We start from the raw sequence: 15,913 nt of genomic DNA on the forward strand, positions 1-15,913 counted from the left end.
CCTCAAAAATAATCAATCATCTCTATTCGCGGGAATGATCTCAAAATAAGCTTAAAATTCTCTCTAAATCAATAATTTACAAATATTGAAAAGATGGCATATATTACTATATAACGACATTATTTTCCACAAGAGAGAAATTTTGGATAAGAAGTAAATATCCAAAAATGATTTGTCAGGACTTGGTTCAAACTTCACTTTAGCTGTCAAGCATTGTTTGTATCTGCTTTTTTCTTTCTTTTGATTTTGAATAAGTCAACAACTTCTTTTTCAGTAAGAAAATCGAATTCGGTAAAATTCGCAGTGACAAATTTTCTGATGTCTTGATATTCTTTACTTCTTTTGTCTTTATAAAATGCAAGTAATTTTCTAATGTAATCCATGCTCAAACTTTCTACTTCCTGATTGAAAGCAGAATTGCTGAAGATATTCATGTATGATGCAAATGTTCTACTCAGTTCAAAGTAAGAATGATATTCAGGTTCAGTGAGATTTGTCATCACTCTTCGGAATTGCTGCAAAAGAGCAAGTCGCAGACATTCATTATTAATAGACATCCCTTCATATTGCGAGTAAAAAGCATTCACAGCATCGAGGACATCATCATGGACAAATCCTTTGGTATGGATAGTCTCCATTAGTTGATAATATTTGAGGAGGTCGTCATGTTTAGTTTTATCCAGCAAAGTAAATATTTTTCTGTCTGCTTGTGGACCAAATTCAATATCTGCTTTGTATGCTGTTTTTAGAAACTGGAAATAGTTTTGAGTAAAGGAAGGATTGTTATTTCTTACATCCTGAAAAGCTTTTTCCAAATGTGAATTTTCTTTTTCACTCAATTGAATAAAATTAGCGATGATTGCGAGTAATTCCAGGTGTTCCGGCTCTTTTTGAAATTCGCGTTTGGAAACCAATTCGTGTAATTCATTAATATAGGAGTCATGCTTGGACTTGAATTGTATTCTCTGAAGCAGAAAATTTCTGATGGTAGCAAATTCAATTTTGAGCTCATTTACAGATTGCGGAAATTGTGCAGTAAAAAAATTGTAGTGAGAAAACTGCTTACTGTATCGCTGGAGTAAGTTATGTCTTTCTTTGATATCTCTCAAACGATCCAATTTCATTGAACTTAAAAATGCTTTGACTTTTTTATTTTCAATTTTGTCCAACAGATTTGTAATCCAAATATCGCTACTCAAAGCAAAACCTAATTGTACCGTTTGGCCAATTCTTTGTTTGATGACGTCAAAGTTGGCAGAATTTGCGATCGCGATCAATATTTCTTTGAAGTGATCAAGAGGTCTGACAGATTTAATCTCGTCATTCAACTCCGCTCTTAAGACACTATATCCCAAAATTCTGGGGATGAATAATCCTTCAAAATAAGGGTGGATAAGTACTTTTTCCAACTCAATGATTTGAAGCGGATTGTTTTCTGTTACTTCTTCATAAATTTCGGAAATGAGTGGTTCGTATGCGTCTTGCAACAACTTATATTGATCAGCGCCTTCTTCTTCGAGATAAGACGCCAATTCATCTGAAGACTGAATAATTTGGGCAACTGCTTGTAGCCTTTCTTTGTAATCCTGATCAAGTTTTTGCATGGTAACTTTTTTTTGAATGACGAAACCTGACAAAATTTGCATCTTGCCAGGTCTGAATAAAATTTTAATATTTTTATATTATATTTGAATAAATATGCCTCAATCGCTATATTTTAAACTAATAATTCAAAATTACAACGATGGCCATATATTATTCTTCAGCTTTAGTCTGTTCTTCTTGGGCGGGATTTGGTTCTTCCACAGTTGCTTCAGCAGTGTTTACAGTTTCAGTAACATCTTCTACAGGAGCCTCTGCCGGTTCTTCAACTTTTAAAGGTTTTTCTTTCTTTTCACCGCTAACAGCTTTGTGATAGTCTGCGATTTCTTTTTTGCGGGCATCTACTTTTATCTGGATGTCGGATTCTTTGCCGGTGATCCAGCTATTGTACATTTCAAGAGCCTTTTCCGGTGTTAAAGCCCCTTTACTTACTCCACGCTGCAGGTGTTTACGATAAAGTACGCCCTTGTACCTGAGAATAGCATTTACTGTATCTGTGGGTTGTGCTCCCTTCATTAGCCAATCGAATGCTTTGTCGCGATCGATCTCAATGACTGCAGGTCTGGAAGTTGGATTATAACTACCAATTTTTTCAATGAATTTTCCATCTCTTGGAGATCGGGAATCTGCAATCACTATGTGATAAAAAGGTGCTTTCTTGCGCCCTTTGCGCTGTAATCTGATTTTAACGGCCATTTGTTTTGTATTTTAAAATTAGACCCATACCTGTTTACTCCCAAAATGAGACTTTACCGGCATAAGAGGCGCAAATTTAATACATTTTTTAAAAATCAAAGCGCAATTTTAAATTTATTCTACGGGAACTCAGATAGTTAGGTATAGCAAACTGGTAATCATAAATGGATTTAATCCACCTCACGGATGCTTCATTTTTTACTTTTAATAAGTTGAATACTTCCAATGAAACCCAGGCTGAGCGGCAATACCTCGTCCAGTTATATCTTCTGACGCCGGATTTGGATTCACCCCAAAGCTTGTAGGAGAACCCTATATCCACTCGGTGGTAGGCTTTGTGCCTGAATTCATTTCTATAAACGATGTTGTTGCCTCTGAAGCCATAAGGAAGACCACTTGCCACTGTTCCTTGCAGATGCATTTTAAAATCTTGATTCATGGGCAGATAATCCTGAAAAAACATGCTCAATGCAAAAAGTTGATCTGTAGGTCTGGGAACATCTGCTACGTCTTTGCCATCACTTTGAGCATCAACATGAGTTTTGTGTTGTACACCGTTCAATCTTTCTCTAGTTCTTAAAAATGAAATATTGACCCAAGACTCTGCTCCGGGTACGAATTCGCCGTTGATTCGATTGTCCCAACCAATCGCATATGCTTTTGCATCATTGTGTCCGCTGTATCTGATCCTCACATTGTCCAGGTCATAAGATACTAAGTCAGAATATGTCTTATAGTAAAATTCAGTTATCCATCTAAATGGTTTGTCGCTGATGGGCTTCCATAAAAAGTCTGATTTGTATCCTAACACATAATGAACAGATCTCTGAAATTTCTGATTCAATTCAACATGTGCACTGGGATCGCGAAGTTCCCTGAATAATGGTGGTTGGGCGTAGATGCCTCCGGCTAAATACAGGACTCGTTGCGCAGAATTTTGTATTGGTAAGAGTTCAATCTTTCCACGGGGACATAGCATGAACTGATCATTGAGCATAGAATAAAGTCCTCTCAGACCAAGTGTCCATTTGAGCTGATAACTGTCTCCAATGTTTTGATTGAATTGATCTTGCAACCATACATTCCATTTGCCTGAATGGATTTCATTTTCAGCTTTGACTACCTCATTCACCAATAATTTACCACTTCCAAAAGGCAAAGAATATCCCGCAGAATCTATCCTTTGCCACTCGTTAACCTTGTCCTGAAATAGCTCATTTTTATATTGGAATCCATATTGAACGAAGTGATTTTTGAAGAATGTTTCAATATTTTTGAAATCGATCCCTCCTCGAATTTCACCCAAATAAACTATGGATTCTAAATAATTTCTGCTGTAATTGTGTTGTATACCTTCTCCCCATAAGCTGACTTCTTTAGCTTCCGTCAAAGAAGTATTCCCTATTTCAATTTCCGCAAGTCTGTAATAGCCTTGGATGTCAAAATGCTCAGCCTCATTTCCCAGATAGGTAGAAGCGAGCATTTTTACAAAGTGTGGTATTTTTCTTTTTTGAGGAAAGTATGTAAAAGATAATCCGGCCATTTTCTGGTCGAACAAGTCGTCTTCAGAGCCGAAATAAACAGTATTCAATCTCAAGACCTGAAGAAAATTACCTTTGCCAACTGTCGAGGATTCTGGAATTAAATGGAACTGGCTGTAGTTCCAATTAATGAGGCAATTGAGTTGAGCATTGGGACCGAGATTATAATTCAAATAAGTCTGAAGATCGAAAAACCTTGGTTGATATTCTCCTTTAACATCAAGAGAACTCAATAAGTACTGATTGGACTTATATCTTGCACCTAATAAAAATCTTAATTTTCTGTCTTTAATTTTTGGGATGTGGGTACTCCCTTCCATGCTCAGGCTGCCCCCAAGCAAACTAGCTTGGACGCTGGCTTTGAACTCCTCAGGTACTTTATATTTTATATCTAAAACGGAAGCCATCTTATCACCATATTTGGCATCAAAGCCACCGGAAGAAAAATATAAATCGTTAATGAGGTCCGGATTCGCTATAGATAATCCTTCCTGTTGGCTGTTTTTGATAATTTGAGGTCTATAGACTTCAAAATCATTGATATAAACCAGATTTTCATCATAACTTCCACCGCGAACACTGTATTGCGAAGAAAGCTCACCGCCTGCTCCGGGCCTGATGCCAAGTCCTATACTAGGAAGTACACTTTCTATATTTCCTGAAACTGTAGGAAGCAACTGGAATGAAACAGCATTTTCCCTTACAGCCGGTCCATCTGTATTTTTGTCAGATCGTATGAGCACTTCTGTACTCACGACTTGCTTCAAATGGATTTGGAGATTTATAATAGATTGATCTTTTGGAAAAATGATCCATTCTTCACCGGTTTCATATCCCAATCTGTGGATTTTTAAAATTTGCTTTCGCGAAGAATTGAGTTTGATTTCAAAACTTCCATTTACATCGCTCTCTGCAAAATAGTTGGTTTGTGGAATAAATAAAGTAGCTAATTCAATCGGCTTTCCTGAATTCGCCTCGGTTACCGTACCTCGTACCAGATATTTTCCCTCTTGCGCAGAATTCGAATAAATGCTGCTCATTAGGAAAACTATTATTAAGATCGACTTATAGGACACAGAGATGCTTGATTTACTGGAAGGTTGTTGAATCCATAAACGCTTTCTACTAAATATAAGTATGAACAGAAACTGATTTTAAATGCTTGATTTCTTCAGTTGGATGTTCTGCCCCGAAAATTGCATTTCCGGCAACCAATATGTCTGCACCTGCTTGAAGAATTACTTCAGCATTTTGTCGGCCTACACCACCATCCACCTCAATCTTTGTATTCAGATTCCTGCTGATGATTTCTTCCTTTAGTTGTTTGATTTTATGTATGCTTCTGTAAATAAATTTTTGTCCCCCAAATCCCGGATTTACTGACATAAGACAAACTACATCCACATCTTCCAAAACATCGAAGAGTGCTGTGACAGGGGTGTGTGGATTGATAGCAACTCCGGATTTGCAGCCCAAACTTTTGATTGCTTGAATACTTCGATGCAAGTGAGTACAAGCTTCGAGATGGACCGTCAAAATATGTGCACCGGCATCTTTAAACTCATGGAGGTACTTGTCAGGATTTACGATCATCAAATGAACGTCTAGTGGTTTTGTCGAAATTTTTGAAGCTGCTTTTACAATAGGGAAACCGAATGAAATGTTGGGTACAAAACTTCCATCCATAACATCTAAATGAAGCCAATCTGCCTGACTGGAATTTACCATTTCAATATCGCGTTCCAAATGGAGAATATCAGCAGATAATAGGGAAGGGGCTATAAGGGCTGATGGCATCGTTATATTTTTTTGATCTGATCTTGGTTTAGTAAGTCGTGATGAAACAAAAAAAGCCATCAAAAAAGACGGCTTTTTTATATAGGATTGAAAACATCTTTTACTCTTTTATAAAGCGCACAACTTCATCACTGGAACGAGCAAAGTACACTCCTGGGATTAAATCAGCTATATCGATTTGATTGGCGTCAATCCGATTTACGTTTTGCTTTACGCCAGAAATATTAAAAATTTCAAGGTTCTCCAGAGAACCTGAAGATGCTGTCAAAAAACTTGAAGCAGGATTTGGAGAGATGACCAAGCGTCCTCCCGATTTTGCAATACTGATCAATGGACTATAAGCACTAGAATTATCTCGATCTATCATTCTAAGTCTAAAATAATTTGTCCTTGCCCTGTCGTTAAACTTTACTTCGGCGCGATATCTGATTTCAGTTCTGGAATCTCCTTGTGCTTTAACTCTTCCAACATCAGTAAAGGTCCTTCCATCTACACTTTGTTGAATGACAAAATGACTTGAATTGATTTCAGTGGCAGTATTCCAATTTAAAGTTACCATTCCTGATCTGTCTAAACTACCTTCGAAAGCGCTCAAACGGATGGGCAGTATGATAAAATCTGAAACCTGACCGCAAACAATTTCATTTGCTTTCTTTCCTACAGCTAGAAAAGAAGCCGTAGAATTACAATCAGCTACAAAAGTAAAATGCTCACAAATCACCGATCCTACTGGCAACGCTGCAACATTGATCGTTCTGTACATCGTACCGTAGGTGTGAGTCACAGCATAATCTATCTTAACTGCATCTTCCGTTGTTTTTTTTAAGCAGAATCTCACGGTAAATAAGCAGTCCGGTCCTCCAAATGAACTTTTGGTAATAATAGATAATGCATTGGAGACAGTGTCTATGCAATCCTGTGCTTTAATATTGACTTGAATTGCAATACTAAGAGATAATAATAGTATAAACTTCCTCATCTCAGGTCGATTTTGTGATTAAAATACAAAGATAACTCAGATTTCTAATAAACGCAATCGCAGTTCAAAGTTTTTCTTAAAAAAAATATAACCCTATGACTTAAAAAGGAATACAATTAAATAAATTATTTAATAGTTATCATTATTCAATTGCCTCACCGATTTATATTAAATATATGTGTGATATATATAGTGTTATTAATTAATTTATTTTACATTAAATTAAATTATAATATAATTTAAATGTTTGAATTTAATGCTGATCAGGTGCAAATATTCTTTTGTAAACTTTCATGCTGAGCAAAACATCTTCCAGGCAATATTCAGCTATAGAATTCAGATCAGCTTCGTTCCAATAATAATGTCCCACCATGCTCCCGTCCATTTTTCCTTTAGAGCTCTCGAGCCCAAGGCAGGCCGCAAGCAGATCTAATGATACATAGCTCTTTTGATCTCCAAACTTCCACTGTTCAATGGTATCATAAAGATACTTTACTTCCCAGGGCTTTTTGCCTCCGATCTGAAGTATCAGTGGTAATTCTAACTGATGTATCATTGCTCTTCTGCAAATGTAGGGAATGTCAAATTCTTTGATATTATGACCTGAAAAGGCATTTGACTCAGGTCTGGCAAAATGCTGGTTGACAATTCCAAAGAATTCCTGCAAAACTGAACTTTCATCTTCGCCAATGATGGCTTTAGTTCTGACCTCACCGTTTCTTTCAAAGGCGAGTCCTATGCATAAGATTTTACCAAATTCAGAATAAATAGCAGCTTTTTGTGCATATAGCTCGTCGGTTGATTTGTCTGGAACATGGAAAGACTTGCATTTGTGATCCCAAAGTTTCTGCCACCTTTCGTCGAGTTCGTCATAAGTCCTAAACTGTGAGACAGTTTCAATATCTAAAAAGAGAATTTTATCTAGAGCAGTCATATGGAACTGTTTAAAAATTGCGCTAAATTGCAATTATTCACCCAAATATCAATCAAATTGCCACTTTGGCATCTTATTTTCTTTATTTTTACGTTCAAAACTCCATTCATCCAAACAAAAAATTTTAAAAAAATGGCGGATAAATCAAATCAGAACCTGAAAGCAGCAATGATTATTGGAATCATGGCTTTGCTAGGACTCAACGTATACCAATTTGTAAACAATCGAAGTTTGCAGAACGATAATCTGGTGAAAGAGAATGAGCTCGAAATGCTGGATAAAGCAAAAACCGACTTGGAAAAACAGTATCAAGATGCCATGGTTGAGTTGAACGATATGAAGACCAACAACGCTGAATTGAATACTTTGATAGATTCGCAGAAAGAAGAACTGAGAATCCAGAAAGACAAGATTTCTTCTCTCCTTAAGGACAGTAAAAACTTAGCTGCAGCCAAAGTTGAGATGACAAATATGAAAACCAAGCTTCAGGACTACATGGCTCAGATAAGCAAACTGAAAGAAGAAAATGCGGTGTTGACTTCCGCAAATGAAGGATTGCAGCAGGACAAACAGAGCCTTACGATGGAAGTAGAGAAAAAATCTGCTGAAAATGCTCAACTTACAGAAGCCAAAAGAGCTTTGTCTACCGAAAAAGAGACTCTGAGTTCAGAGAAAACTGCCTTATCAAAGAGAGTGAATCGTGCTGCAGTAATTCCGGTCGCAAAAATTGATGTAGAGGCATTTGAAGATAAAGACGGCAAAAAGCCGAATTCCGTTACCAGAGCAAAAAATACTGATTTTTTGCGAGTGTGTTTTAATACTACAAAGAATATGAATACCGACGCCGGTTCTGAAGCGTTTTTTGTCAGAGTCATCAATCCGATCGGAGAAACTCAGGCAATAGAAGCACAAGGTTCCGGTGTAATGAAAAGTGAATCCACAGGTGATAATATCCGTTATTCTACAAAGTTTGAAACGGACTATCAAAATGAAGAGAAAAAAGTTTGTGGAGATTGGAAAAATCCTGGTGCTTTTGAGAAGGGCACCTACCAGGTGGAGGTGTACAACAAAGGATATCTTGTGGGAACATCATCGATCAAATTAAAATAAACTTTATGCTATTTGAAGCCCTTTTTTAGGGCTTTTTTTGTGTCTTATTTGAAAATTGGAATGCAAACAAGAATCCTTATTCTCGGCTCAAACGGCCAAATCGGCACAGTGCTGAGTAAAGCACTAATGGATAAATTTGGACTTGATCACGTCATTTGTTCCGATATCAGAGTACCTGCTGAAAAGCCAAGGCAATTCATTCAATTGGATATCTTAGATACTGAAGGAATTAAATCTGCTATAGATCAATACCAAATCAATACAGTGTATCATTTAGCGGCATTGCTATCAGCCAATGGTGAAAAAAATCCGGCACTCACCTGGAGAATTAATATGGACGGAACGTTGGGAGTGTTTCAGGTATGTGTAGAAAAATCAATTCAAAGGATATTTTTTCCCAGTTCTATAGCGGTTTATGGCCCTACAACACCAAAACTATCCACTCCGCAACACACTTCCTTTGAACCGTCCACGGTTTATGGTATCAGCAAGGTGACAGGCGAACTTTGGGCACAGTATTATCACAAAAGATATGGTCTGGATGTCAGGTCCATTCGTTATCCCGGAGTTATTGGTTGGCAAAGCATACCGGAAGGAGGAACTACTGATTATGCCGTTGAAATTTATCATGCAGCATTGAGAGACAGGCATTACAATTGCTTCCTGAAAAAAGATACCATGTTACCAATGATCTACATGGATGACGTCATTAAAGCAACACTTCAGTTGATGGATGCGCCAAGTGAAAATATTCATATCAGAACTTCTTACAATGTAGCCGGTATGAGTTTTACTCCTGCTCAGATATATGCTTCAATTCTAAAACATTTACCTGATTTTACGATCAATTATGAACCTGATTTCAGGCAACAAATTGCAGAATCCTGGAATCAATCAATTGATGATAGTTCTGCGAGAAATGATTGGGCTTGGAAGCCAACTTTTGATTTGGAGTCTATGACTGTGGATATGCTTAGCCACTTGAAAGTCAAACTATCTCAATAATGTGTTGATCTCGGTTTTGATAGCTGTCAAAGATGAATCTATAAAGCGATCAGCAGCTTCAGCAGCTTTTTGAAATTTTACTTCCGCGTTGGCCGAACTACTATCCGGTTCTGACAACTGACTGATTTGATGCATCACCTCATTTCGAGTGATCTGGATGATATTCCATAATTGATCACTGACGTACAATTGTTGAACAATGTTGTGCTCAAATTCCTGCTGTACACCAAGCATCAAGACGGGTATTTGATCCTTTGGATCTAATTTTGTCGTATTATATCGATTGCTCAAAGCATGGAGTCGAATCCGATCCATACACAGAGCGAGCCTTTCATAAGATTGCAGTCTGAGTGGTAAAGTTTGCTCCAGACCTTTTTGCAACAATTGCAGCCTCATTTCTTCTCTCTGCTGTTTGTAATGTTGCATCATCATTGTACGGACCACCCAGGCAACTATAATTGCCGGTACACTGATTTTCAAAAGCTCAACAATCCACTCCATAATTGTAGTTTCTAGTCCAAAATTGGATGTAAATAAACTAAAAAGCCGGCTATGTTGTTTATCCCTTTAAACGAAAATTATGTCAACGGAAACAATAACAGAGGCACCAATTAAGATCAGTGATCTTGCAGTACAGCAATTAAGGCGGATTCGAACAGAACAGCAGGTACCGAAAGAGTATGGCCTTCGAGTAGGAGTCAAAGGGGGAGGTTGTTCAGGATTTAGCTATATGCTCGGCTTTGATCTGGAGAAAGAATCTGACCAAGTCTTCGATATAGATGGTATGAAAATTTTGATGGAGAGATCTCATGGACTTTATTTGGCAGGAATGGAAATTGATTGGGTTGAAGGTTTAAACAATCGAGGATTTAGCTTCAATAATCCTAATGCCAAGTCTTCATGTGGCTGCGGGCAATCGTTTTCTGCCTAGATTGTAATAGAGTTCCTTCTCCAAAGCCAGGAACCCTGAGAAGTGTGAGTATTGCGATTTATAGCTTGCTCTTCACATTAGTAGATATTGCTTGTTGATCTGTTTGAAAATTTCAATCTGAAGAATTAAATGAGAGATGTATTTGACCTCTTAGCGCGCATCTGCCTTTCAGCTATTTTTTTATTCGAAGCTTTTACGTCTATAAAATTCATTACAAGGACGAAAACGACCATGTTTGAATATGGTATTACATGGCAACCCGAATTTTTAATTTATACAAGTGCGGTAGTGCTTGCAGTTGGAGCTATTTTTTTAATTATTGGTTATAGACCAACGCTTGCGGTCATTTTATTGATGATTTATTGGATTCCGGTTACATTTATTATTCATGCATTTTGGAAAGCTCCGCCGGGCTCATATAATATCCAGAGTATTTTATTTATGAAGAATATTGCCATCACCGGGGGATTGATCCATGTTTTGATTTACGGCACCGGTAAGTACAGCATCAGGAGATTTTTTGGAGTGCCTCTTGGTCCAAAAGAAAAATGGTAGTCAGTTATGCAATATTCAATTCATCCTTCAATCGCGTATGTATCTTCGATCATTCGTAATTTAAAAACTACCAGTGGATTAAGTCTGGGAGAGTGGCATGCACTTATTAAAAAAGAAAAATTAGTAGATCCTAAACAGATTAAAGAGTTTTTAAATCAATATAAGGAGTTAGGAGCTTCTAAAAAATCAATCGTAATAGATTCTTATTTAGAAGAAAAGAAGCCGTTCATGGTTTCTGAATCATATCTTCAAAATGCTCCGATTTTTGTAGAAAAGATGTTGTTTGCAAAACCAAATTTGAAGCCGCTTTTTGATCATATCATCAGCTTGGCTATTGGCCATTTTCCAGAAGCTAAAATATGTCCTTGTGAAACTATAGTTCCTGTTTATCGTACACATGTAATTGCACAACTCAAACCAGCAACAAAAGACAGACTTGAACTCGGGTTTGCATTAAAGAAGTTTAAAGGCAAAATCAGTGATGAACTGGTCTCAACCGGTGGTCTTGAGAAAGGGGATCGGATTACTCATAAACTGAACTGCCATCCAAATTTCAAAAATGATAGTTTGATTTTAAAATGGATGGAATTGTCTTATACATTGGATGATGGTAATGATTCAAAATAGATATTTCGTTTTACTGATTTTCATATTATTGACTAATTTAAACTTTGCTCAGGTAAAGTTCAATTTTAAATTTGATACATTTACTTTAAAAGAATGGCCGGGTGTGCATTCTTTTTCTTATGGTGAGTGGAAAGATACTTTGTGGATATTTGGTGGTAGGGTAGATGGATTGCATGGCAAGGAGGAGGGATTCAATTATAAAAATTCAAATCGAAATATATATTCTTTCCAGGTAGGACAATTATCAGCAATTCAGTGGGACTTTAAAGTAATGGACCCGCGAATTTTAAAGATTTTAAATAGCGCTAACTCACAGTACGTACAAGAGGGAAATAAGCTTTATATCATGGGAGGATATGGTGAAACTTACCTGGGGATATATGAGACTTTACCTTACATGATGGTGATTAATCTGGAAGCATTATCAATGACACTGAGTACAGGAAATTTCATTGATTCCTGTATCAGCATTTGGGAGGATCCAATTTTTACAGTTACAGGTGGTAAATTAGTAAAAGCAGATTCGTTGTTTTATTTGATTGGAGGACATCGCGTAAAGGGAAAATACACATCTAATTCAGGATTGATCGATCAGCAGTACACTGACCGGACTTTAATATTTACTTTGAATGAACATAGCAGTAGAGTAATCCAAATTCAGGAGTTTAATGATGTCTTTAATTTTCATCGGAGAGACTATAATATTCATGTACAAAAAGAAAAAGGTATTCAGAGAGATATTATTTTATTTTCCGGTGTATTTCAAGAGAATATTCAAAGCCCTTTTTATAATTTATCCAGGATAAATCAAAATGGAGTCGTGGAAATTGCCGGATTTGAACAACGCCTCGCAAATTATCATTGTCCTCATGTTCTTTTAGCAAATAGCAGTATTCAACCTAATGCTGAATATCATATTTTTTTTGGAGGAATGTCCGAGTATTTTATCAACTCAAACGCTGAAGTGGAGAGAGATGCTCAGGTGCCATTCGTGGATCATATCAGCTCAATAAAAATAGATGAAGATGGAAATTATTCAGAAACCTTTTTCTCTGATCGATTGCCCGGATTTTTTGGAGCTGCAGCTGAATTTGTCCACAATAAAGAATATTTTAATGATTCTATCAATGGAGTTGATCTCTCAAGATTAAAGGATCATGACACCGCAGTTATCGGATGGATCATCGGAGGATTATGGAACCCAACAAATGAACCCAATCCCTGGGTCAAAGATAGAGCACAAGAAGTGAGACCGAATCCTTTTATCTTAGAGGTGAAATTGATTCTTTCTGAAGGAGTGCAGAATCATGATCTAATGGAGAATTCGAGCCTAGTCTTGAGTCCCAACCCTGTTTCTGACCGCATGCAAATTACAATTCCGGAGAATATTTTAGTTTATACAAACACTTTGCAGATTTGGTCTTCATCAGGGACACTGTTGCTGGCAAAAGCGATCTCCAAAGAAAGCCAATTGGAATTGGACCTTGGATTTTTGGCAGAGGGCCTATATTCTGTTGTGATTTTAGACCGGCAAGGTAACAAATTGGTACAACGGCGGATAAGCAAACTTACTAAATGGCGCTAATTTAGTTTTTTCGATTTTCTCAGCCTTAATTTTATTTCTAGTCGGTTGGATTATAAATTAACACATTATAAAATTTAGATATATATACTTCATATTATAATATATTTATATATTTGCACCATAACCGAACCACACACATCATTCCCATCTACGGTAATTGGTTGTAAATCATTTTATTATAATATGAATAATCCATTTATTGGCCTCTTTAGGTCATTGTGGCTTGCTGGTTTATTTTTGCTATTTACATATGCTAAAGGTAGTGCTGCCCCTCAAAGTGTGTGGTTGGAATGTCCTCCAAACGTTACAGTTTGGTGTAGTGAAGATTTGTCTGATCTGGACAGATGGGGTAAAGCTTGGGTTTGGGAGAATTATAAAAAGGTCTATGCTCCTGCTCCAAAATCAGTCAAGTACAACACGAATTCTTGTGGTATAGGAACCATAGAAAGAACGTGGGAATATGAGGATAAGCACTGGAACACTCATACTTGTACTCAGATCATCACTGTGGCTAGTGGCTCTGCCGGCTTTGGTGTCGCAGACATCAACTGGCCTCCTTCATTAGAATTGGAAGGATGCAATCCTAGTGCGGATCCCAGATTGCTACCTAAACCTTATGATTATCCAACTTTTAAGAAAGTAGGTTGTAGTCAACCCATGTATTCCTATAAGGATATGAAGTTTACCGTTGCAGATGGGTGTATGAAGATTTTACGTGATTGGAAAGTCATAGATTGGTGCACCTATGTTCCAAACGCTAATCCACCGGTGGGTATATGGACCTATACTCAGGTGATTAAAATTGTAGCCAAAGATACAGGTGCTTATATCAATTGTCTCAAAGATACAATCGTGGCGGCGACAAACGATTGTAAGGGAGCTTTTGTTAAACTTGATTCTGTCAAAGCATTTTCAAAATGTGGAGCTATTTCGAAGATCACAAATACTTCACCTTATTCAATACAGAAAGGACCTGATGCATCAGGCGTATATCCTGTCGGTACCACTGAATTTTATTATATAGCAGAGTATGGATGTGGTAGTGTAGTGAAGTGCAAAATGAAGGTGACTGTGACCAACAATATTGCCCCAACTCCATACTGCCTTACCGGACTAATTGTAGCATTAATGCCTGTTGATAGTAACAGGGATGGCGTTCCTGAGGATGGAATGATAGAAGTATGGGCAAAAGATCTCAATCTTGGTTCGTTCCATAAGTGCGGATATAAGAATTTGAGGTACTCTTTTTCTTCAGATCCGAAAAATACTTCCAGGGTATTTACATGTGCCGACTTAGGTAAAAACCAAGTCGAAATATGGGTCACAGATACATTTGGCAATCAAAGCTTTTGTAAGACAACTATTGAAATACAAAACAATAATGCAAGAATCCCCAACTGCATGAGAGACAGTTTAATAGGTGGTGGAACTTCATCATTGATTTTAAGCGGCAAAATTTTGACTTCCAATCTTATTCCAATAGAAGCAGTAAATGTAGCTGCGGATCAAATGAATTCATTTAGCCTACAATCATCTAAGATCATGCATGTTCAAACCAGGTATGATACGATACGAACTCAGAGCGGAAATATTTTTTACGTAAGACATTCAGACACTACTTACACTACTCAGATAGATACCATTTGGACTGTAAATTCCGTGTCAGATAAAAGTACAAAAGAAGGTAACTTTACTTTGAAAGACTTAAAAAAGGGTAATGATTACCGAATTTTACTTGATAAAAAGCAAGACAATATAAATGGACTGGATATTAATGATGTTGTCGTTTTGATCAGACACATATTGAATTCTGAAATCATTAAGACTCCGTTGACACTGATTGCAGCAGATGTAAATTCCGATTCAAAAATTGATTATTCTGATTTTGATTTATTATACGATGTTGTCCAAGGCAATTTACCAGTGACGGCAATTCCAGTACATTGGAAGTTTATTCCTTCGAATTTTGATTTTTCAAAACCAGGTGTGAATCCTTTGCTAGCTCTGGAGATGCATGCATTAAATCATTCTGCTTCCGATTTGAATTACACAGCAATTAGGATTGGAGATTTAGATAATTCATTTAATTATAAAAATCCAACTACATCTTCAGTTCTGGGGTCACGTACGAGGTCATTGAATGCTAAAGAGTATTTTGATTTTATCCAAGCTCAAATTGGTGGTTCTCAGTTTACACATGCCACAAGCACATTTCAGGTACACAATTATTATCCGAATCCAATTAAAAAAGGTGAAAAACTTATCATAGAATTGAATAATCTTGGCTCGGATCATAGTGTAGACCTTGAATTGTTAGATCTATCTGGAAAAGTGTTGTTCCAAAAATTAGCTGACCCAATAAAAATAGGTAAAACTCAAATTGAAGTTGAGTTGCCAGCTCATTTGAATACGGGTATTTATTATTTTCAGTTGAGGTCTTCAAGCCAATTGGAAAGGGGAAAAGTTGTATTGGAGTAATATTGAAGTAATTTTGAACATATCCATGAAGGGCTGCTCTTAGAGTGGCCCTTTGTCGTTTTCAATAAAGATA

At 36.9% G+C, this 15,913-nt stretch carries 14 protein-coding genes; 7 read left to right on the top strand and 7 right to left on the bottom strand.

Annotated features, from left to right (window positions below; translation table 11 throughout):
• Positions 1-206: 206 nt before the first annotated feature.
• From IPI99_10545 to IPI99_10570, 6 genes are all read right to left on the bottom strand, one after another.
• On the bottom strand, positions 207-1,604 hold the full coding sequence (locus tag IPI99_10545) for a hypothetical protein (GenBank protein MBK7340955.1): 1,398 nt from the start codon (positions 1,602-1,604) through the stop codon (positions 207-209).
• A 151-nt stretch (positions 1,605-1,755) separates the two neighbouring features.
• Positions 1,756-2,298: a 30S ribosomal protein S16 gene (gene rpsP, locus IPI99_10550; GenBank protein ID MBK7340956.1), complete on the bottom strand. Its 543-nt coding sequence runs from the start codon at positions 2,296-2,298 to the stop codon at positions 1,756-1,758.
• Positions 2,299-2,386: 88 nt separating this feature from the next.
• On the bottom strand, positions 2,387-4,879 hold the full coding sequence (locus IPI99_10555) for a carboxypeptidase-like regulatory domain-containing protein (GenBank protein MBK7340957.1): 2,493 nt from the start codon (positions 4,877-4,879) through the stop codon (positions 2,387-2,389).
• An 85-nt stretch (positions 4,880-4,964) separates the two neighbouring features.
• Positions 4,965-5,636, bottom strand: coding sequence for a ribulose-phosphate 3-epimerase (locus IPI99_10560; protein MBK7340958.1), 672 nt, complete (start codon positions 5,634-5,636; stop codon positions 4,965-4,967).
• A gap of 100 nt (positions 5,637-5,736) precedes the next feature.
• On the bottom strand, positions 5,737-6,615 hold the full coding sequence (locus IPI99_10565; protein ID MBK7340959.1) for a T9SS type A sorting domain-containing protein: 879 nt from the start codon (positions 6,613-6,615) through the stop codon (positions 5,737-5,739).
• 253 nt (positions 6,616-6,868) lie between these two features.
• Positions 6,869-7,549 carry a ribonuclease H-like domain-containing protein gene (locus IPI99_10570; protein ID MBK7340960.1) on the bottom strand — a complete coding sequence of 227 codons (681 nt, stop codon included), beginning with the start codon at positions 7,547-7,549 and terminating at the stop codon, positions 6,869-6,871.
• Between the two features lie 132 nt (positions 7,550-7,681).
• Here IPI99_10570 and IPI99_10575 point away from each other — a divergent pair, with 132 nt between their 5' ends.
• Together IPI99_10575 and IPI99_10580 are read left to right on the top strand one after the other, a co-directional pair.
• On the top strand, positions 7,682-8,659 hold the full coding sequence (locus tag IPI99_10575) for a hypothetical protein (GenBank protein MBK7340961.1): 978 nt from the start codon (positions 7,682-7,684) through the stop codon (positions 8,657-8,659).
• 60 nt (positions 8,660-8,719) lie between these two features.
• On the top strand, positions 8,720-9,664 hold the full coding sequence (locus IPI99_10580) for an NAD-dependent epimerase/dehydratase family protein (protein MBK7340962.1): 945 nt from the start codon (positions 8,720-8,722) through the stop codon (positions 9,662-9,664).
• Here IPI99_10580 and IPI99_10585 read toward each other — a convergent pair.
• Complete coding sequence (locus tag IPI99_10585; GenBank protein MBK7340963.1) at positions 9,653-10,165, bottom strand: hypothetical protein; 513 nt, start codon at positions 10,163-10,165, stop codon at positions 9,653-9,655. The two genes, IPI99_10580 and IPI99_10585, sit on opposite strands and share 12 nt — an antisense overlap.
• A 79-nt stretch (positions 10,166-10,244) precedes the next feature.
• On the opposite strand from IPI99_10585, the gene IPI99_10590 reads away from it, so the two are divergent.
• The 5 genes from IPI99_10590 (at position 10,245) to IPI99_10610 (ending at position 15,840) form a co-directional block, all read left to right on the top strand.
• On the top strand, positions 10,245-10,595 hold the full coding sequence (locus IPI99_10590; protein MBK7340964.1) for an iron-sulfur cluster assembly accessory protein: 351 nt from the start codon (positions 10,245-10,247) through the stop codon (positions 10,593-10,595).
• A gap of 129 nt (positions 10,596-10,724) precedes the next feature.
• Positions 10,725-11,150, top strand: coding sequence for a DoxX family protein (locus IPI99_10595; GenBank protein ID MBK7340965.1), 426 nt, complete (start codon positions 10,725-10,727; stop codon positions 11,148-11,150).
• Between the two features lie 6 nt (positions 11,151-11,156).
• Positions 11,157-11,777, top strand: a complete 621-nt coding sequence (locus tag IPI99_10600; GenBank protein MBK7340966.1) for a hypothetical protein — start codon at positions 11,157-11,159, stop codon at positions 11,775-11,777.
• Positions 11,764-13,362, top strand: coding sequence for a hypothetical protein (locus tag IPI99_10605; protein MBK7340967.1), 1,599 nt, complete (start codon positions 11,764-11,766; stop codon positions 13,360-13,362). Before IPI99_10600 ends, IPI99_10605 begins: the two co-directional genes overlap by 14 nt.
• A gap of 183 nt (positions 13,363-13,545) precedes the next feature.
• Positions 13,546-15,840 carry a T9SS type A sorting domain-containing protein gene (locus IPI99_10610; protein ID MBK7340968.1) on the top strand — a complete coding sequence of 765 codons (2,295 nt, stop codon included), beginning with the start codon at positions 13,546-13,548 and terminating at the stop codon, positions 15,838-15,840.
• The last annotated feature ends 73 nt before the right edge of the window (positions 15,841-15,913 follow it).

It is taken from the genome of Saprospiraceae bacterium, from assembly GCA_016710235.1.
Classification (GTDB): Bacteria; Bacteroidota; Bacteroidia; order Chitinophagales; family Saprospiraceae; genus Vicinibacter.